Source organism: Gemmatimonadaceae bacterium (assembly GCA_037721215.1).
GTDB lineage: Bacteria > Gemmatimonadota > Gemmatimonadetes > Gemmatimonadales > Gemmatimonadaceae > UBA4720.
Window position 1 is genome coordinate 44,192 of the sequence record JBBJNV010000003.1, and the last position, 19,466, is coordinate 63,657.

General features: G+C 60.2%; 15 protein-coding genes and 1 pseudogene. 6 read left to right on the forward strand and 10 right to left on the reverse strand.

The features are described from left to right. Positions 1-14 precede the first annotated feature (14 nt). Positions 15-2,675, forward strand: a complete 2,661-nt coding sequence (locus WKF55_02000; GenBank protein ID MEJ7758344.1) for a protein kinase — start codon at positions 15-17, stop codon at positions 2,673-2,675. A gap of 22 nt (positions 2,676-2,697) precedes the next feature. Here WKF55_02000 and WKF55_02005 read toward each other — a convergent pair whose 3' ends face one another. Next, complete coding sequence (locus WKF55_02005) at positions 2,698-2,958, reverse strand: DUF4342 domain-containing protein (GenBank protein MEJ7758345.1); 261 nt, start codon at positions 2,956-2,958, stop codon at positions 2,698-2,700. Between the two features lie 191 nt (positions 2,959-3,149). Here WKF55_02005 and ettA point away from each other — a divergent pair, with 191 nt between their 5' ends. Then, positions 3,150-4,826: an energy-dependent translational throttle protein EttA gene (gene ettA / locus WKF55_02010; GenBank protein ID MEJ7758346.1), complete on the forward strand. Its 1,677-nt coding sequence runs from the start codon at positions 3,150-3,152 to the stop codon at positions 4,824-4,826. 71 nt (positions 4,827-4,897) lie between these two features. Here the strand turns inward: ettA and WKF55_02015 are convergent. From WKF55_02015 to WKF55_02030, 4 genes and pseudogenes are all read right to left on the reverse strand, one after another. Further along, positions 4,898-5,059, reverse strand: a pseudogene (locus WKF55_02015) (type II toxin-antitoxin system HicB family antitoxin). 585 nt (positions 5,060-5,644) lie between these two features. Beyond that, positions 5,645-6,079 carry a hypothetical protein gene (locus tag WKF55_02020; GenBank protein ID MEJ7758347.1) on the reverse strand — a complete coding sequence of 145 codons (435 nt, stop codon included), beginning with the start codon at positions 6,077-6,079 and terminating at the stop codon, positions 5,645-5,647. A gap of 69 nt (positions 6,080-6,148) precedes the next feature. Continuing rightward, positions 6,149-6,889 carry a CDP-alcohol phosphatidyltransferase family protein gene (locus tag WKF55_02025; GenBank protein MEJ7758348.1) on the reverse strand — a complete coding sequence of 247 codons (741 nt, stop codon included), beginning with the start codon at positions 6,887-6,889 and terminating at the stop codon, positions 6,149-6,151. Further along, positions 6,886-7,893, reverse strand: a complete 1,008-nt coding sequence (locus WKF55_02030; GenBank protein ID MEJ7758349.1) for a hypothetical protein — start codon at positions 7,891-7,893, stop codon at positions 6,886-6,888. Before WKF55_02030 ends, WKF55_02025 begins: the two co-directional genes overlap by 4 nt. A 214-nt stretch (positions 7,894-8,107) precedes the next feature. Here WKF55_02030 and WKF55_02035 point away from each other — a divergent pair, with 214 nt between their 5' ends. The 4 genes from WKF55_02035 to WKF55_02050 are packed head-to-tail and all read left to right on the forward strand — an operon-like array spanning position 8,108 to position 14,388. Beyond that, positions 8,108-9,952 (forward strand): FAD-binding oxidoreductase, encoded by a 1,845-nt coding sequence (locus tag WKF55_02035; protein ID MEJ7758350.1) that lies wholly within the window; start codon positions 8,108-8,110, stop codon positions 9,950-9,952. Beyond that, the gene (locus tag WKF55_02040) at positions 9,949-12,591 is read left to right on the forward strand and encodes an SDR family oxidoreductase (protein ID MEJ7758351.1); all 2,643 of its coding nucleotides are present in this window, start codon (positions 9,949-9,951) and stop codon (positions 12,589-12,591) included. Before WKF55_02035 ends, WKF55_02040 begins: the two co-directional genes overlap by 4 nt. Before the next feature lie 4 nt (positions 12,592-12,595). Beyond that, a complete protein-coding gene (locus WKF55_02045) occupies positions 12,596-13,627 on the forward strand; it encodes an NAD-dependent epimerase/dehydratase family protein (protein MEJ7758352.1) in 1,032 nt (343 codons plus the stop codon). Further along, complete coding sequence (locus WKF55_02050) at positions 13,624-14,388, forward strand: hypothetical protein (GenBank protein MEJ7758353.1); 765 nt, start codon at positions 13,624-13,626, stop codon at positions 14,386-14,388. The genes WKF55_02045 and WKF55_02050 overlap by 4 nt, the downstream gene beginning before the upstream one ends. 33 nt (positions 14,389-14,421) lie before the next feature. Here WKF55_02050 and WKF55_02055 read toward each other — a convergent pair whose 3' ends face one another. From WKF55_02055 to WKF55_02075, 5 genes are all read right to left on the reverse strand, one after another. Then, positions 14,422-14,844: a PIN domain-containing protein gene (locus WKF55_02055; GenBank protein MEJ7758354.1), complete on the reverse strand. Its 423-nt coding sequence runs from the start codon at positions 14,842-14,844 to the stop codon at positions 14,422-14,424. Then, a complete protein-coding gene (locus tag WKF55_02060; GenBank protein ID MEJ7758355.1) occupies positions 14,841-15,068 on the reverse strand; it encodes a ribbon-helix-helix protein, CopG family in 228 nt (75 codons plus the stop codon). Before WKF55_02060 ends, WKF55_02055 begins: the two co-directional genes overlap by 4 nt. Positions 15,069-15,244: 176 nt before the next feature. Further along, positions 15,245-16,057: a hypothetical protein gene (locus WKF55_02065; protein MEJ7758356.1), complete on the reverse strand. Its 813-nt coding sequence runs from the start codon at positions 16,055-16,057 to the stop codon at positions 15,245-15,247. Beyond that, positions 16,054-16,884, reverse strand: a complete 831-nt coding sequence (locus WKF55_02070; GenBank protein MEJ7758357.1) for a hypothetical protein — start codon at positions 16,882-16,884, stop codon at positions 16,054-16,056. The genes WKF55_02065 and WKF55_02070 overlap by 4 nt, the downstream gene beginning before the upstream one ends. A gap of 45 nt (positions 16,885-16,929) precedes the next feature. Beyond that, positions 16,930-19,266 carry a DUF5916 domain-containing protein gene (locus WKF55_02075; protein MEJ7758358.1) on the reverse strand — a complete coding sequence of 779 codons (2,337 nt, stop codon included), beginning with the start codon at positions 19,264-19,266 and terminating at the stop codon, positions 16,930-16,932. Between the last annotated feature and the right edge of the window lie 200 nt (positions 19,267-19,466).

A 19,466-nucleotide genomic window follows, 5' to 3' on the forward strand; every position in this document is an offset into this window, starting at 1 on the left:
CGGTAATTCGACGCTTGACGACGTTTCGTGACCAGCTGCAGGCTTCGCTCGGCTCCGCCTACACCGTTCAGCGCGAGCTGGGTGGCGGCGGAATGAGTCGCGTATTCCTGGCGCGTGACGAAGCGCTCGGCCGCGACATCGTTGTTAAAGTGCTGTCGCCGGAGCTCTCGGCGGGATTGTCTGCGGACCGGTTTACCCGCGAAATCAAGCTGGCGGCTGCGCTGCAGCACCCGCACGTACTGCCGGTGCTAAGCGCAGGGATAATGAATGGGCTCCCATATTATACGATGCCGTTCGTACGCGGGGAGTCGCTGCGGGCGAGCATGGGCCCCGGCAAGCTCTCCCGCGACGACGCGCTCGCGGTGATCACGGATGTAGCGAAGGCTCTCAGGTACGCGCACGGGGAAGGCGTAATCCACCGCGATATCAAGCCAGAAAACGTGTTGATGTCGAGCGGAAGCGCGGTCGTCGTCGACTTCGGAATCGCAAAGGCAATTTCCGCCTCGAAAACAGAAGCTCCGGGCGGAACCCTGACCACAGTCGGGACATCGATAGGAACTCCAGCGTACATGTCTCCGGAACAGGCCGCGGCTGATCCAGACGTCGATCAAAGGTCCGACATCTACTCGTGGGGCGTGCTGGCGTACGAGCTGCTCGCCGGCAAGCATCCGTTCAAGGGGAGGAAAACTCCTCAGCAGCTCCTTGCGGCCCATCTCGCGGAGACCCCGGCGCAACTCGGCAGCGCAAGCCCGGATGTCCCAGTTCCGATTAGCGCACTGATAATGCGGTGTCTCGAGAAAAACCCCGACTCGCGGCCCCAGTCGGCAGGCGAGCTGGTCACGCAACTGGGTGCAGCAACGAGTGGCAACGGCGGTGTGGCCGCTGCGATTCCGGTAGCGAAGAGCAAGCTATGGCGGATTCCCGCGATCGTCGCTCTCGCGGTGGTCATCGGCGGCGTCGCGTTCGGCGTGTGGAGTGCACGCGGAACGCCCCGCCCCGCGGGGCTGGTAACTCTGGCGGTGCTCCCATTCGAGAATCAGGGGCCGGCCGAGCAGGAATATTTCGTCGATGGGCTCAGCGACGCGGTGAATGGCAAGCTCGCCGGGCTTGCCGGGGTCAGTGTAATCGATCGAAGGAGCACGCAGCAGTACAAGAAGACCACCAAACCCGTGAAGCAGATCGGAGCGGAGCTGGGCGTTCAGTACGTGCTTGGAGGTGTCGTGCGCTGGGCACGAAACTCTGCCGGCGGGTGGCGGGCACAGGTGATGCCGACACTTGTCAACGCCAGCGACGCGACCACGAAGTGGGCGGGTGATCCGCTAGTTGTCTCGTCCGACGATCCGTTCTCGGCGCAGACCGAGATTGCGTCGAAAGTAGCCAACGCGCTCCAGCTCGCGTTGGGCGCCGACGATCGGCGCGAGCTTGCGGAGCGGCCGACTCAGAGTACCGAGGCCTACGACGCTTATTTGCGTGGTAAATCGATATTGGACGCGCTCGACAGATCGGCGGAATCGGTGAGGAGTATTGATCAGTCGATCTCCGAGCTTCAGCGGGCGGTGGCTCTCGATCCAGATTTTGCTCAGGCATGGGCGGTACTCGTCTTCGCAAGCCATCGCCGTGCCGTGGCCGTGCCCGGCGACACTTTATCGCTGAATCGAACCCTGCGGGCGGCCAGGCGCGCCGAGTCGCTCGATCCTCGCGATCCGATGGTTGTGAGCGTTCGCTCGGGCATGGCGTACTACAGCGGCGACCGGCCACGTGCGCGAATGATCATCAGCGACGCGATCAAATCAGGAATTGTCAGTCCCGAGCTTTTCATTGCGTATGCGTGGGATCTGTGGGATGTAAATCAGCGAGACAGTGGCCGCGCCGTGATGGCGAGCGCATTGAAGCTCAATCCCCGCTTTCCACCCGTTGTTGCTGCTGCTGCTGACATGGCTACTCTGGATCGGGACTGGGTCCGGGTAGCTCAACATGCGCGTACGCTCATCTCGATCGATCCAACTGATGAGCGCGGCTGGCGACTCCTTGCCAGTGTTGGCCGGAGCACCGGCGATTCCCTCGCGATCCGGCGAGCGATCGACGAGGCGTTCCGGTACATCCCGGCCCCGAGCAATATGCTCCTGACTTTCATGGTATATGCCGGCGGAGACATGGGCCTTCGATTCGCGGGCATGACCCCGGACCAACTGAGGATTGAAGCTCTCTCAGACAGCATCTCCACGTATTACGACAACAAGGCCGATCTGTTCGTCGGGCGTGGAGAACACGAGCGGGCGCGAGTCTACTACGACTCGATAATCGGAAAAATGGAAGGCAGGAGCTTGTCGGGGCCGGGCGAGTCGTATCTCAGGATTTATCTCGCGTACGCGTATTCGGCCACAGGCCGCCACGCCGATGCAGCGCGGGAGCTGGCACGTGTGAAGGCCGTGGCGATCGCAGCCGGTGAGGTGAACGAGAAAGGAGTGCCCGAGATCGATCGTCGCATTGTCGCTGGCATTCTTGCCAACGCGGGGCAGTCTGAAGCTGCCGTGCGCGAGCTGAGAGTACTATTGAATGAAAGTGGCTGGACTCGCCGCGGTCTGGCGGCGGTGTCCAAGCTTCGCGCGCTTCGAGGTACACCGTCGTTCGAAGCGTTCCTCAGAGAAAAGGAACAAGTCACGCGGGCTCGGTAGGAACCGAGACCGCGCACTCACATCACGCGTCTCTCTCGACGACGATTGTGTAGTTCGAAGCCAGCGCGGCGATCGCGCCCACCGCCGCGAACACTGGAAGAAAGACCGCCGCGCCGATCCCCATGGTTAGGGGAATCTCGAGAAGGCTGCGGCCCTCGTCGCTCTTGATGATGATTTTTCGGACGTTCCCCTCGTGAATCAGCTTCTTGACGCTTGCGAGAAGATGTTTGCCGGTGACTTTATGCTCTTCGGTGCGTGGACCGGTGCCGCCTGGTGATGTCATCGATTTTCCTGGTTCAGTCATTTTGCCTGTAGTGTCATGACGAGATGTAGTGGTACCGGGATTCAGTGAACCATAACTTATTGCGATTCCAGCTTGGCGAGCTGCACCGCAGGCGTTGAGCCTGTCGTTGTATCTTTGGAGAGCCGTACTCGCCTGTCGCGGCACAACCATACGTTCTTCAAGAGATTACCGTGGCACCGCAATTCATCTACGTAATGAAGGATCTTCGCAAAGTCGTTCCGCCATCGCGGGAGATTCTGCGCGGGATCTGGCTGTCTTTTTATCCGGGTGCGAAGATTGGCGTGCTGGGTGGCAACGGGGCCGGCAAATCCACGCTATTGAAGATCATGGCGGGAGTGGACCAGGATTTTCAGGGAGAGGCATGGCCTCACGCGGGCACCCGGATCGGGTTTCTGTCGCAGGTGCCCGAGCTCGATGCGACCAAAAACGTCCAGGAGAATGTCGAAGACGCGGTCAGACCGCAGCGCGATCTGCTCAGGAAATTCGAGGAGATCTCGATGAAATTCGCGGATCCGATGAGTGACGCCGAAATGGAGAAGCTCCTCGACCAGCAGGGCAAGGTGCAGGAGAAGATCGACGCCGCGAATCTGTGGGAGCTCGACCGCAAGATCGAGATTGCGATGGACGCGCTGCGGCTGCCGCCTGCGGATGCCGAGATCGAGAATCTCTCAGGCGGAGAGAAGCGGCGTGTAGCTCTCTGTCGAACACTCCTGGAAGAGCCGGACATGTTGTTGCTCGACGAGCCCACCAATCACCTCGACGCTGAGAGTGTCGCCTGGCTCGAGCGGTATCTGGCCGAGTTTCCGGGGACGGTGGTGGCAGTGACTCACGACCGGTATTTCCTCGACAACGTCGCGGGCTGGATTCTGGAGCTCGACCGGGGCGCGGGCATTCCATATGAAGGGAATTACACATCGTGGCTCGAGCAAAAACGTGCCCGGCTCGCGACCGAGGAGAAGCAGGCGAGTGCAAAGCAGCGGACACTCCAGAACGAGCTTGAATGGGTGCGCATGGCACCTCGCGCCCGGCAGGCAAAGAACAAGGCGCGGTTGCAGCACTACGAGGATCTGGCGAGCGAGAAACAGGAAGAGAAGATTGCGCAAAACGAGATTGTGATACCGCCGGCACCGCGGCTTGGGAACGACGTGGTGATCGCCGACAAGGTGGCCAAGGCATATGGCGACAAGGTGTTGTTCGACAACCTGTCGTTCGCGTTGCCGCGCGGCGGAATCGTTGGCGTGATCGGCCCCAACGGCGCCGGGAAGACTACGCTCTTCAGAATGATTGTAGGTGAAGAGACGCCAGATAGCGGGTCACTGAAAGTTGGCGACACTGTTCAGCTTGCGTACGTGGATCAGGGCCGCGAGCTCGACGGCAGCAAGACCGTTTACGCAGAGGTGAGCGGCGGGTCGGATGTGATTCAGGTGGGCAAGCGCGAGGTCAACGCGCGCGGGTATCTATCGAGCTTCAACTTCAAGGGCGCTGATCAGCAGAAAAAAGTTGCGAATCTTTCGGGCGGTGAGAGGAACCGGTTGCATCTCGCCAAGCTGTTGAAGAGCGGCGGCAACCTGCTGCTGCTCGATGAACCGACCAACGATCTGGACGTCGATACGCTTCGCGCTCTCGAAGATGCGCTGCTCGATTTCTCAGGGTGTGCGGTGGTAATCTCGCACGACCGGTGGTTTCTGGACCGGATCGCAACGCATATCCTCGCGTTCGAAGGGGAGAGCGAGGTCGTGTGGTTCGAGGGGAATTACCAGGCCTACAAGGAAGATCTGAAGCGACGGAAGGGGATCGATGCTGACCAGCCCCATCGGATCAAGTACAGGGCGCTGGTGCACAAATAGATCGCGGACGACCCAGCCGGCGCGCTACAGCGCGCGGATGACCCGATCGTAGGAAACGCTGGGGACTTTCGTCAGACCGCGATTTCCACCAGCTCCGCCGTGCCCCGGCCCGCCGTGTCATCGTCGACCGGTTCGAGATAGGGCTCGATCGCTTCGCGGATATTGGCGAGCGCGTCCTCCCGCGTCTCACCCTCACTGATGCAGCCGGGCAGGCTTGGGACACTCACGGTGTAGCCACCGTCGTCGCTTTAGCGCCGCGCCACACGCGCAGCGAGTCGAAACGCGAGCGTTCGTGTGCACGATCACATCGCATACCGCTGCACTCTCGCATTGCGGCCGTATTATTTGCCTTTTAACGACACTAACTTCTCGCGCACGAAGATCAGTTGATCGATGTCAGGAGACCACCACATCCACTCGCTACAAGCCGCGAGCGTTACTGCGGCAGCCTCGATTACCGCACGACGCAGAGTCGCGCCGCATACTACCGTTTCCCGAGGATGGGAAACCCTGGGGGAAGTTGAGTAGGCTGAACTCGACATTGGTCAGGGAGCAACCACTTCAACCCGCAGCGCGTACTCAGGCCTTCCATGAATCGAAGTGTCGCGCTTTGCTTTCTCCTCTCAAGACTCTTAGGACGGCTTCTGCCCACCAGCGGAGGATTATGACTACCGAATCTGACCAATCCTCTTCGGGATAGGGCACCCCGCTGACTGTCACATGTAACCGACCCGCAACCTGCCCACGCGATTTAGTAGCACAATTGTGCGACTAGCAGCTTTGCCGCATCGATACGAACGTCTGTACTTTTTCGAAAGTCAGGTGCGGCGGAAAGTGTACATTCTGCCACCGAATCGAAGCGTAAGCATCACACCGGACGGCGAATCGGGCGGCGATTCAATGGGAACGGTGAACTCTCCGAATCCTTTGTTAGACGTGAACTCGACGCGCCTACCTCTTGCTGTCCACTCGCCGAAGTCCTCCACTAATCGTCGGTCATCGATAAAGAGGAGCCGGTTTGGATCACAGCGCAGCCGAAGCAAAACGCGCACCGAATAGAGCGGATCGTGTGAGTCTGGCCCGCCGGAGAAAAGTACCATTTCACCCTGGTAAATCTCACGCGGACAATTCCCTCCTTCGATTGCAAGCGGGAGAGCAGTGCCATCGACTGACTCGAGGTCGTAGGTACCTTGGGCAATGGAAAGATCGGGGGCCGTCGAAAATAGCGAACAGCCAGCGAGCAGGCACGCCATCCATAGAGAAAGTCGTATGGCTGGAGCCCGCGCTGACCGAGAAGGCGGCGGGAGAGGAGGTTTCACGTTCTAGCGCTCGCCTAACTGGTTTGAGATACTCGCAGTTCTATAGATAGCAGTTCCCATCGCACCCGCAGCAATCACGGCAACCGTCCAACCCAGCAGCGTCCCGGGCGCCCACCCCATCCACCCAGCGACCGGGGCATCGGCAAGCGCGGCCAACGCCAGTAACACCAGCCGCTCCGCCCGCTGCATCACCCCTCCGCGGCACAACACCCCCAACGCCTCACCCCGCGCCCGGGTATAACTCACGAGCAGCGACGCTCCGAGTGCGAGCGCGACGGCAGCCGTCGCCCACCTCTGGCCATCATAGAAAATCGCTAGCCCGGCAAAGGCGAAAGTCTCAGCGAACCTGTCGAGCGTCGAGTCCAGAAACGCCCCACGCTCATTCGCGATCCCGCGCGCCCGGGCTATCCGTCCGTCGAAAATGTCCGAGGCTCCCCCCAGAAGCACCATCCAGCCGCCGAGTGCCAGCTCACCGAACACAAAGGCAAAGCCCGCCGCCGCACCGAAGACGACACCCAGATAATTGAAGACATCCGGTGAAACCCTTGTCCTTACAAAGAATCGCTCGACGGGGCCAATCACCCACATCAGCCAGTCGCGCACCCAGAAACCCAGAATCATCGTCGTTGGACGGCGCGCCACGTCGACGTCCATCGAGCGGCCGCGCCCGACTACCGCGAAGACGGGCATCGTCAACAACAGTGCGGCCACCAGCAGCAGGGCAATCCGCTCGGTTGCCCTCACTTTCTCATTCGGCGTTGCTGCGGGCGGGTGCGTAGGAAAAGGATCGCTTTGGGCCACAGGAAAATGAACGGCCACCGACGCTCACGCTCGGTCAACTCGACGGCCACCCCGCTCCTCCGGGCAATCTTCTGAACGACGTAGTCGAGCCAGCCATCGTAGAGGGCGATGTGCTTGGCCCATCTTACCGTCCCCCGCGCCTTCGAAATGCGGAAATACCGCTGCCGCCGCCGCCGCTCGGCGAGCGGCGGGAAAATCACCTGCCGATAGCCGTCCTTGCCGCGTTCGAGGATCCCGTGACGCGTCAAGCCATCGAGCAGCGCCGAATACACAGGCAGAAGCGCAACTCGCTGGGCATCGAGCAGCTGCGTCACCCGATCATCACCCTCCGGCCTTACCTCCGCGGAAAACGATGTCTCGAGCAGTACCCGGCAGTACGTCTCTGCATCGAATGACTGAGGCAGAAACGGCTGGCCCCACTGATAAGTCCGGATACGCATCTCGACCAGCGCCGAACTCACGTCCTCCCGGCTTTGATCGTCCCTCGCCCAGAGGAGCTGGACATTCTGGAACAGGCGTCCCTGAGTGAAATGGTCGGCGGTCTCCATCCGCGCGGCCAGCCGCAAGCCGCGCAAAGTCAGTACCGCGCACTTGCTGCGCCCATCCCGCCCATCGGGTGCTCTGATGGCGTGGATGTTGGGCGGCAGTACATGCGCGAGCACTTCGGCAGTTCGCGGGCCGACCGAAGTGTCAATCGCACTTGTCAGGGACAGATACGCATCGTGATAGCGCTCGACGATCACGAAGAAATCATGCGCGCTGTCGGCGCGCGCGTCCGAGCGTTGCGCGTGCGAGCCATAATGGATGACAGCCAGTGCGCCAGGCCCGAAGGCATCGGCAATGGCGTTCCCCAGTGTGCGGGCGGTAGGCGTGGGTTCCGCATCGAGTCCACCGGCAAGGGCGGTGCGGAGCTCCCTGTCGGCGAGCACCTGATCCAGAAAGTCCACGAATAACGGCTCGGTTGTAGTCGGGTGGCCGCGCCAGCACAATCAGCCAGCGGGGCGAGAAAGCCTCGGCTTTAAACGATCGAGCCCCTCTCATTGGATGGGAGAGGGGGCTTCCCTATCATAACACGCCGGATATCAACATCAAATAGTGGCGATTGCCTGCAGGTTGATCTTTCTGGCCATATGCCTCGAACCCAAATAGCTTACGAGTTGAATGCCGAAGCCACAGTTCCGTAACAGATCAAATCGCACGGCGCTGTCGTCCAGCGAGGGCAGAATCTATCCGCCCCCCGTCGTCGAAAACCCCGGGGACGCGATCAGCGCCACCGAATGGGGCTTCGTCGACACATCCTTTGCCGTCGACCAGTCCGGGGCGATAACGGTCAAAGGAGACCGATACCCAGGCCTGAGCGGACAGACTCTCCCTGATCTGCTGCCCTGGTTCCGCTCGGTCGTAGGCATCGATTTCTCAGTGCTCGACCCGGCCGCCAGCAGTTATCCGCCCTATGTTCCCGAGTCCAGACCGGCCCCGGCGTTTCTGGAGCGGATCGAGTCCTTCCTCCCTGCAGCTCAGGTCACCACCGAGCCGGTGATCCGCCTGCGCCACGGCCACGGCCACACCGTCTCGGAGATCAACGCGGTCCGGACCACCGGCTTCGACAGGGTGCCCGACTACGTAGTCTACCCGGCCGATGAGGCTCAGGTAGCCGCGCTGGTGGAAGCGGCATCGGAAACGGACGTGGTACTCATTCCGTACGGTGGAGGAACGAACGTCACGGAGGCGTTGCGCTGCCTCCCTCATGAGGAGCGACCCATCATTTCAGTGGACATGGGCCGCATGAACCGTATTGAATGGATCGATCCCGTTAATCGGATGGCGAAGATTCAGGCGGGTGCACCAGGCCGGCTGATTCAGGCCCAGCTGGCCGGGTACGGCTATTCGATGGGCCACGAGCCCGACAGCGTAGAGTTTTCCACGCTCGGCGGATGGATCGCGACGAACGCCAGCGGGATGAAGAAAAACCAGTACGGAAACATCGAAGACATCGTTCTCGATGTGACTGTCATCTCGGCGGCCGGAAAGCTCGAGCGCTCGCACGTCGTCCCCCGCGAGAGCATCGGCATCGATCCCAAGTTGTGGATCATAGGCAGCGAAGGAACACTGGGAATCGTGACCTCCGCGGTGGTAAAGCTGTTCCCGCTGCCCGAGGAACAGCGCTACGGATCGGTGATCTTCAAGACATTCGAAGATGGCATTGCATTCATGTATGACGTGGCCCAGGAAGACCGGCGTCCCGCGAGTGTTCGCTTGGTAGACAACCTCCAGTTCCAGTTCGGGCAGGTACTCAAAGCGCCCTCGCGTGGCGCGAAGCGCCTCAAGAGCAAAGCGGAAAAATGGATGGTTACCGGCCCGCTCGGGTTCGATCCGCAGAAAATGGTTGCGGTCACGCTGGTCTTCGAAGGCACCCGCGAACAGGTGGAACGCCAGGAAAAGCGGATCTACCAGCTCGCGAAACGCCAACAGGGCTTCAAGGGCGGAGCGGAAAACGGCAGGCGTGGATATCTCCTCACTTTCGGTATCGCCTACATCCGCGATTTCGTTCTGCGTCATCACATTCTGGGCGAATCGTTCGAGACCTCCGTTCCGTGGAGCCAGGCGCAGGAGCTGATCGACCGGGTAAAACGGCGGATATATGCCGCGCACGAAAAGCGCAGGCTTCCCGGCCATCCGTTCGTGTCATGCCGGGTTACGCAGGTCTATGACACGGGATGCTGTATCTATTTCTACATGGCCTTTTATTCGAAAGGCGTGTCGGATGCGGTTGGCGCGTATCATGAAATCGAGGCTGAGGCGCGCGAGGAGATCATCGACGCTGGTGGGTCCATCTCGCACCACCACGGCGTCGGCAAGCTTCGGCTTCCTTTCGTGCGCGACATCATGTCGCCGGCCATGATGGAATGGCGGGATCAGATGAAGGCGACTCTCGATCCTCGTGGTATTTTCGCCGCCCAGTCGCCGCTCGAAGTGCATGAACCAGTATCCCTGGTGGCCTCATGACCGCGGCCCCGGCCGGAGCCCGCGTGATGCTGACCGGAGTTACCGGATTCGTCGGCAAGGTGGTGCTCGAGGAACTCCTGCGGCGGCGTGAGGAGCTGGGCATCGAGCGTGTCTATCTGCTGATCCGTTCTCGCAGAAGAAAATCTCCGGCCGACCGATTCGACCAGAATGTGGCTACTTCGCCCTGCTTCGCGCTGCTGGAACCCGGGTGGCGCGATTTCTGTCAGCCAGTTGCCGGGAACGTGACGGATAAAGGACTGGGGTTCTCTGCGCCAGACGCTCAACTGCTTCGTGATAACCTGACGCACATAATTCACTGTGCGGCGTCGGTAAAATTCGATCTCCCGGTTGCGGAAGCGACATTAATCAACATCACGGGCGCGCTGGGAGTGCTGGAGTTCGCGCAGAGCTGTCCCGGACTCAAACGACTGGTCGATGTATCCACTGCCTACGTCACACCACACCCGGGCGACGGCGTTCCGATCGAGGAAAAACTCGTCGAGCTGCCGTTCGATGCTGAGGAGGTCTATGACACTATCCGGGCCGGCAACGCGGACGAAAAGGCGCTCATGGCGCAGACGAGGCACGCGAACACCTACACCCTGACGAAGTGCATTGCCGAGGTGCTCCTCGTAAAGCGCCGGGGCGACACGCCGCTCACGCTCCTCAGGCCGAGTATCGTGTCGGCGTGCAGGCGGTATCCGTTTCCGGGGTGGATCGACAGTCGGGCTGCCTATGCGGCATTCATTTCGCTGCTTGGCGCAGGCCATTTGCGGGTCGTGCGCATCGATCCAAACGCGGTACCGGATGTGGTGCCTTGTGACGACGTGGCTGCCCGTATCATCTCCTGCGCTTTCGAGCCGTCACTTCAGACGCCGATCGTCGTGCGACATGCGGTGGCCGGACTTGCGAACAGCGGGTTGCTGTCCAAGCTGGCGTACGCCCACGAGCTGCATTTCAAGAATCATCCGCACGCGAAGGAAGCCAAGTGGGCCTATGTCGGAGATTCCATGGCATCGTTTCGTTTTCATGAACTGATGCATCACCATGTTCCGATGGGAGCGGCGAAGGTAGCCACACGGTTGACCCGGCGCCGAAAGGCGATCAGTCAGGTGGACAAGCTGGCCGACGTACTAGGCTATCTGGATGGCGCTTTTTATTACTTCGCGCACAACACTTTCGATTTTCGAACCGCGTTTCCGCCGCTCGAAGGGTTCGATCTCGATGAGTACCTCGAGACAATATCGCACGGCGTCTCGGAGCATCTGCTGAAGCGCAATCCCCGGAATGCGCCGCTTCGCATGCATGGTATGGACATGGGATGGGCAATGCGCCAGCCCGAAGGCAACTCGACGGTGCGGGCATTTGCGTACTTCATGCGCAAGACACTCCGTGCGGCCGGTGCGCAGATCACGTTCAACGAAGCCGAGATCAGGGCGGCGTTGCGCGATGTTAAGGATGGCGATCTGGTTGTGCTGGCGCCCAGCCACCGGAGCTACATGGATTTTCTAGTCACTTCGCTGTTGTGTTTCGCACACCCCGGGCTTGGGTTGAAGCTGCCAAAGGTCGCGGCGAGCGACGACTTCTCGCACATACCGCTGGTAGGACCGTTGCTGCAAGCAGCGGGGGCGTTTTACATCAAGCGTGGAGTAGGAGGGCCCGATCCCGAGCTGACGAGGCAGATAACCGAGCTGGTCGATGAGGGGCACTCGCTCGAGTTCTATGCTGAAGGCACGCGAAGCAGGTCACGGCGTTTCCTGGCTCCAAAGCGGGGGGTTTTGCGGGCGTTGCAGCAATCAGGCAAGTCGGCGGTCGTGCTTCCGCTGTCGATTACCTACGACCGGATTGCCGAGGAAGAAGGGTTTCTGCGCGAGCTCGATGGCACTGCCAAGCACAAGGGTGGACTGGCTCCGCTGGCACGGTGGACCATGAAGCTGATGGGAGGAAAGATCAGGCTGGGCCGCATTCACATCAGAAGCGGCGCGGCGTTGCGTCTTGATCCCGAGACGGATATCAAAGTGTTGAGTCATCGCATTGTGGCGGAGCTGCAGCAGCACACTGCGGTCACGACGTTCCATCTCCGGTCGTTCTGCCACGGCAACGCCAGGTTCGGCATCGATGCGACCGCGCTCCGCAATGCGATCGTACGACGAGGCGGTGAAGTCATCGTGAGCAAGCTCGGCGGTGAGAAAGAGGTGCCTCCGCTGCTTCAGCGTACGTATGAGGGCCAATGGATGCACCTGTTCTACTCCGACGCGCGGCAGCGGGCACCGGGGAATGCAGCAGTGGCATCCCATATCCGTCGCAACGGATTCTGGTTTCCGGAGAATCAGGGGTTCGACGATGAACTCACCGATACAGTGGTGGAAGCACTGTTCGAGCCCATTTGCGCGGATTACGTGAGGGTTGCATACGAGGTGGAGGCAATGCCGGCAGACGCGGCGTTCAGCGCCCATGAGATAGTGGGACGAATTGCCGGAGTATTTCTGCGCGATGTGGAAGACGCCCTCGACGACCTGACCGAACGCGGAATACTCGTTCACGAGCGCGAGATCTATCAGTGGGCGGATGGGCGTCGCGATCTTGCCGACTACCGGAACGACTGCATGTGGCAGGCGGCGGATCTGGCGGCAAGGTAGTGTCGTGAAGGAAACCCGGCCGACGTATCTGATCACTGGCGCAACCGGTTTTCTTGGTCGTCACGTCATAGAAGCATTGAGCCGGTGCGTTCCCGATGCTCGCATCGTCGTGCTGGTTCGCGACGCTGGGGCGTGGGAGGCACAACAGTGGCGGGAATCACTGGGCGATATCGATGTGGTCACCGGCGGCTTGTTCGCAACCGCGACATGGAGCGGGAATCCCCTGCTTTCTGACCTCGACGGTATTTTTCATCTCGCTGCAGAAGTGAAGCATTCGCGGTCTGGTGTTGACGACATGGAGCGCACGAATGTCGAGGGAACGCTCGGCATGGTTCGTCTTGCAGCAGAAAAGAACTGCCGGCTGATTTTTGTCTCCACGTCGGGGGCTGTTTCCTGTTCGAGTCGGCCAGGCGAGGGTGTTTTCGAAGACGCTCCGTTTTGCGAGGACGTTGTTGGCAACTGGCCTTATTACGCATCCAAGATTCGCGCCGAGAGGGAAAGCCGGCGTCTTGCCGCTGAGCTCGGCGTCGATCTGGTGATCTTCCGACCGCCGGTACTACTGGGGCCGGGGGATCATCGCTATCGGTCCACGTCGAATGTGCTCAAGGTGTTGCGGCGGAAGCTTCCTTTCATCCTCGACGGCAACTTCAATTTCGTCGATATCCGTGACGCGGCGACAGCGATAGTGCGCGCGATGCGCCACGCTGATCCCAAACCTGTTTATCATCTCGCGGGGACTGAGGTTACACTCGAGAATTTTTTCGGCATGATCGCGGAGCAGGCCGGGCTTGAACCATCGTGGACTAGGTTGCCGGCGCGAATGCTGTGGCATGCGGCCCGGCTGAACGCAAAGAGCCGGCTCCGGTTTCATGCCCTGCCAGATCCGGTGGTGATCGAGATGACGATGCATTACTGGGACATTCGCTCGCAGAATGCAGAGGCGGATCTCGGATATGCATCGCGCGCGCCGGAGGTAACCATTGCCGACACGGTGGCGTGGCTCCGCGCCAATCCGCCGGAGGCCGGGGGGTCATGATACCGGCGATCGTTGCCGGCCTCATGGTTGTGGGAATTCCAGTTGCGGGGCTGGGGTGGTGGCTCAAGAGGCGGAAACTGCGCTACAAGCGCCACCCGATTGTTGAATTCGACGACGTACGCGCCGATACAAGGACTGGGGACATTCTCCTTTTTCACAAGACCAGCCGGAACGGGCTGGTCGACGCGCTCGAACAGGATGTCGTATCGCCACTGTTGTTCAGTGAAAACGAATTCCGGCATTCGGGAATAATTGTGCGGAAAGACGGTGGGCTGTTTGTGATGGAATGCGCAGACCGGTTTCATTCGGGGCATGGCGAGGCGACTTATCTGACGAAGGGAAACGGGATCCGAATCGTGCCGCTGGAAACGCTGTTGGGCGCATACAGCAGGGACAACGGGGATCCGCATTTCGGGATCAAGCACATCTCGGAGGAGATCAGCCTCGACGCAATCGAGTCGACTATCGAACAGTTTGGCCCGATCGACTATCTGAGAATGCACCGGAGCGCCTTGGTCTTTCTGTCGTGCGCTGTTTTGCCGAAGCGGTTGCAGCCGGGGATTCTCGAGAAATATCGGAGCGAGATGATGTGTTCGGAGTTCGTGCACAGTCTGTTGAGCAAATGCGGGGTGCTCAGGGATTATCCGTCGAAGCTGTTCGCACCCTATACGATCGAGAATTCAGCGGCGTTTCGGGAGTTCGAGATCGTGAAGTACTCGGAGGTTGTGCGATTCAGGTATGGGAGGCCGACACCAGTGTAGAAGCGGCTGCAACTGCCAGCGTCCGACATCACGTCAGCGGGGTCGGGCCGGCGTAATTGTTGGAACAACCTGCCGCCGGTTGCGGCGATAGACCCGAAAATCACTATCAAGCGTTACGATCGCACTCCGCGGCTCAAGTTCTGTCATCCGTACGAGACACGCATCGGCAAGCGACATCGGAACGTTCGCGAACTTACGCATGAGGCCTCGGAGCGCTTCGATTTCGGAAGACATGCGAAAGTCGATTTGTAATACGTCTTTCGCGAGAAGCTCGAATACCGCGTCCCGGCCACCGGTGAGCCGTCCGAGCAGGAAGCACGCTTCCGAAACGACAGCTTCGCAGGTAAAGACTGGTGGTGCGACCGTGGCCAGCACCCCGCGAATCCACGCATGGTGATGGTCGCGGCGGTTGAGAAGTGCAACGATGGGACCCGTATCGATGACGATCCTGGTCACTTCCCGTACATGGTCATGTGCCTGGGATTTGTCGAAAGATCCGCCGGGCCGTCCAATGGCTTCACCAGGTTGTCGACTATCGCCGTCACCGAGCTGCTGTTGTTCGCAGCCAACCCCTCCAATGCCTGTCGAACCAGAGCAGAGCGAGTCGACCCGCGGCGGCGGGCCAGGTCGCTTAACGCCTGATCCAGCCGTTCGGGGAGTTTGAACGAAACGGTGCGCATTGGGCTATCCAGGTATTACCTCCGTAGCAGAATCGTAATACCCCATGGCTTGGCGATCAAGGTTCCAATAGCAGGAATGAGCAAAACGTCACGCATTCCGCATTCATTCAGCCTGTTACTCTGCGCCGCTGCACCGTGTGAGGAAGGATACAAATGAATGATGGCCCGCGAGCGAGCTAGAAAAACAACAGTGACTCCCGGATTCCGGCCCAACCGACGGTCGGCCCGCGACGCTCAGGCCGCGCCAGAATCCCAAAGCGAAGCGTTGTAGACAACGAATAAGATTTGAGCGGGCCGCTGAGCCGATGTTCGAGGTCCAGTCCCATGTCCAGTCCCTGAAAACCGAACCCGGTTGTGGGCGTACCGGACGGGCCGGCGAGATCTCCAGCCCTCGCAATGGCTCTCAGCACCGCCGCAACGGTATGCACGTTCTCGACGCGATCGAACACCGTACCAGCACTCGCACTTGCACCCGCCGACGTCCACGTCGCCTTCCGTTGTCCCACCAGACGGGCAGCATCGAACTCCAGCCGCAACGTCCGAATTCCGAGCGACTCGATCCCTACGTCGACTATTCCACGTGCTCCCAGTTCCTCGGCGTTTTTCGCGGCTTCCGGTGCGACGCGGTCGATGTTCGGATTCCAGTATTCAGCGAACCGAAGTACCAGTGAAGCCGGATGTGGAGCGCCCCGGAATGGAATCTGATAATGCAGTGCCGCCGAGTACTGATCGCCGCCCTTGAACCGCTCGCGTTCGGCCAGCGATGTCCATCCACGCACCTCCAGCTGAAGACCTCGCGCGATACTGGGGAGCGCAACCGACGCGCCTGTCTCGAGTCCCGCGGCATCGCTCAACGTTATGCCGCGCCAGTGAAGCCGCGAGTTGACTCCCGCAGATACGCCAAGTGAATCATCGACTGGCAGACGCTGGGCAGCGAGAACATCGGCCGAGGCCGCGATTGCAACAATCGCCACAAGCGCTCGAATCACCGGATGTGCCTCCGAGCTTCGATCACTGCCGGCAACCGGCGTAACAAAGCGTCAGAGATCTTCTGTTCGAGCATCCGGAACCCGTTTTCAGTGGGATGAATTTCGTTTATCCAGTCTCTTGAACGGTCCAGCGTGCCTCGAAGGTCGATGTATATCGTAGTTGAGGGATAGGCGCGCTCGAGCGCCGCAAGCACGACGTTGAATTCGTCGATGAACACTCTCAGAATCGCGCTCTGAAGATCGGGATTGAGGATTCCGCGTTTCTTCATCGATGGAAGTATCCATGGTCCAGCCAGCCGGAATCCGTCGTAACGAACCTTCTCGCCGGTAGCGCACAGATAATCGTAGCCGTGGACAGCGATTGGAGCATACGCGCCGAGTGCTCCGATCAGTCGCACGTATCCGCGCCTGATATCCGTCTTTTTCTCATCCCACACAATCGCGTTGACGTGCTGGGCAGCGCTTTTCGATGAATTGTAATCCATGAGCGCGCGGTAAATCCACCGGAGCTCAGGAGCCTCGGGTATCGGTGTGAAAATATCGTTGCCGCCGCCGCTTAAGAGGATGCACTCGGGTTTTTCCTTTTTCGCGATGGCGGCGAGCAATGCGAGATTCGCGTCGGTGGTCATGTTCTCCACCGTGTCGGCGCTTCTCTCGAGACGGTTGATCGCCCACTGGCCCTCGCTCTCGAGCCAGTCGACGATGTTTGCATGCGGGGGATAGTCGAACCACGAATCCCCCTCGGTCATCAGCCGCCGGAGACCATCCCGCTTTGCGTTCCTGTAGCGCTTTCGTCGTTCCTCGGGTTCCCACGGCTCACCGGGCATCGATTTGCTCCGACGTTTATGTGAAAAGCACCGCGCTCGTCAGGGTTACATCCGAAACAGATAGCTGACCTTTCCGAAGAAGCCGTCCCTCGACCGTCTGAGATCCTGGAACCGAAACTCCTGCGGCTCTTCCAGCGTCGAGCCGTAGCCAGCGTAGACGAGCGTGCCGGGAATGGGCCGGTAGCTGAAGAGCCAGTCGACGGAGAACTCATTCGTGGTACTTCCGCGATCGAGCACACCCCGCAGGAGGACAGGGTTTCCATCTCGGTCTTCGAGTGGAGCGCGTGAGCGCGCGGCGTACTGGCCCACGAGCCGCAGGAAAATGGCGGGACTCACCTGATACTCGGTTCTTACCCGCGGAATAGTTTCGGTCGAGAATCTCGACCCAGCACCTGCCCGATCGAGTGTCAGTCGCGAGAATTGCAGCGAGCTCCGGAGTGCCGCGGTCGGTCGAACGTCGAATGCGGCGTCGATTCTGGAGCCGCGACCTGGCGATGCTTCGCGAAATATCGGCACCGCGCCCCAGCTTACACTCCCGTTTGCGCTGAACAACCGCAGCGTCGGAGTCGTCACGCGGAGCGAACCTCCCCACTGATTGTCCTCCGGCGCCGGCGTGAGGAAAGCCACGGTATCGGTCGACCCGCCTGCGACACGCTGGACCTGGAGGCCGGTGTAGACCAGTGGATCGTAGGCAAAGAATCCGCGCGATATGCCCCCACCGACCTGCCACCCGCCGCGCAGCGTCGCAGATGGCGAGATGGATTCACTCTTTTCTATCGCCGGATGGCCCTCAATTGCATTTGACCAGGTCCGCTGCAGGCCCAAAAATCCGCCGTACGTCTGGACGAGTGCACCGGGCGCTCCGTAAAAGCTGAAGCGGTTGAATGCACGCCCCTCGCGAACGCCGGTACGATTCACGAATCCCGCGGCGGCACGGAAGTCAGGATCGATATCCCTGAGGGTGTAGTTGAATCCCCAGGCGCGGCCGGTGCGGTCCCATGTTGCCTGCATGAGGGAGCCGGTGCGGCGGTCGCGCGAGCTGTCTGTCCACGACTGCGCCGCCTGCAACTGCACGTAATACAGCTTTGAGTGATAGATCCGGAGATCTGCACCGGCAAGCCGCGAATGATTGTCTCCATCTTCGCGCGCGGTGAGTACCGAGCCCATAGTGTAGTTGCGTCCAAAATCCCTCCGCAGGCGGGCGACGCCGAAGAGCGGTGTACGTGCAGAGCTGATTGAATAATCGCGATCATCGCCAACGAGCATCGCCCCGACGTTGACGCCAGCAAGCTTGCCGCCGAGCTTGAGCCCGGCCTGAGGAGCGACAATGCGCCTGGTGTAGATGAGCTGGTTCGGGGTGTCGAACAGCTCGAGTCCGTCGAGAAAGAAAGGCCGCTTTTCCGGATAGAAAAGAGCAAATCGCTCGTTGAGGAGTACCTGGCCGACATCCGCCTCGACTTGCGAAAAATCAGGATTCACAGTGGCGTTAAGGGTAAGGCTCTGGCGGATTCCCCACTTGATATCCGCTCCGACTTCCGACTGTGACCGGTATTCATGCCCGGCATCGGCTCGCGTCGCACCATCCGCCCTGCTGGTGGCAGTAGGAGTTGCTTCGAGAACGAGACCGCGCCGCATGTCGTGCAATCCTGCGAGGGTGCCTGACTGCGCGAGAAAATTCGAGCCGGCGCGAATGGCCGGTGCCCATGTGTCCTGAAATCCGGAGTGCTGCACCCGACGAAGAATGTGGATGCCCCACGACTGAGTTTTCGATTCCTGATACCGCAGACTCTTGAACGGGATGCGGATCTCTACTTCATATCCGCCTTCCACAAGCCGTCCGCGCGAGTCAAAGACATAGTCGGGGTTGAGGTCAACCGTTCCATCGAGAGGATTGATGTTGCGCGACCCGCCGCCGGTTGCCGACGATCCTCCAGCCCCTCCCGCGAACTGCGAGCTGCGCGTGCCATCCTGCTGAACGCCAAGCGCGTTTACGCCGAACAGGAACGCAAGCTGACGGTCGTTTTCGGTATCGAGAAGAATCTGAACGTGATCTTCGCTGGCGATGTTGTCGCGGTTGGCATTGGTCGCGCGCACCACCGGGCCGTGACTCTCGCGGGCGCGAATTCCAAAATGAATTGCATCGGGGGAATACCAAACCAGAACTTCGGTTGCGTCGTCGGCCGCGCGTCCATCCACTGGCTGATACTGTGAGAACCCGGAGAGCCGGGCGGCGCGCGTCCATACCTGTTCATCAAGGCGGCCGTCAACGCTGATCGACGCATCGGCCCGCGGAGTGGCGACCTGCGTACGTTTCGCGCGGCCGTCGTAGATGAGCGACGAATCCTGAAGCAGCGACACCGCTAGCAATGCCGGGATGAGCATTGCGGGAATTTAGTGCAGTCGAGAAGCGGGCGAGTACCCTGCTTCATCCAGACGACAGGAAGAGGAGCGGGAAACCGTTACCACAGATGACACAGATGGACACAGATGATGACATCCGGTTTCACTTCGTATCTCGCCATCACTGCTGCAACAAGAAAATGTGTAATTGGGAACAGCGACGCTTCACATGCCATAGACGA

Bases quoted from the DNA above. Each gene is read 5' to 3' on its own strand.
- WKF55_02005 (MEJ7758345.1), bottom strand. From the start codon at position 2,958: ATGACATCACCAGGCGGCACCGGTCCACGCACCGAAGAGCATAAAGTC.
- WKF55_02020 (MEJ7758347.1), bottom strand. From the start codon at position 6,079: ATGGCGTGCCTGCTCGCTGGCTGTTCGCTATTTTCGACGGCCCCCGAT.
- WKF55_02035 (MEJ7758350.1), top strand. From the start codon at position 8,108: ATGCCGAAGCCACAGTTCCGTAACAGATCAAATCGCACGGCGCTGTCG.
- WKF55_02040 (MEJ7758351.1), top strand. From the start codon at position 9,949: ATGACCGCGGCCCCGGCCGGAGCCCGCGTGATGCTGACCGGAGTTACC.
- WKF55_02050 (MEJ7758353.1), top strand. From the start codon at position 13,624: ATGATACCGGCGATCGTTGCCGGCCTCATGGTTGTGGGAATTCCAGTT.
- WKF55_02060 (MEJ7758355.1), bottom strand. From the start codon at position 15,068: ATGCGCACCGTTTCGTTCAAACTCCCCGAACGGCTGGATCAGGCGTTA.
- WKF55_02070 (MEJ7758357.1), bottom strand. From the start codon at position 16,884: ATGCCCGGTGAGCCGTGGGAACCCGAGGAACGACGAAAGCGCTACAGG.
- WKF55_02075 (MEJ7758358.1), bottom strand. From the start codon at position 19,266: ATGCTCATCCCGGCATTGCTAGCGGTGTCGCTGCTTCAGGATTCGTCG.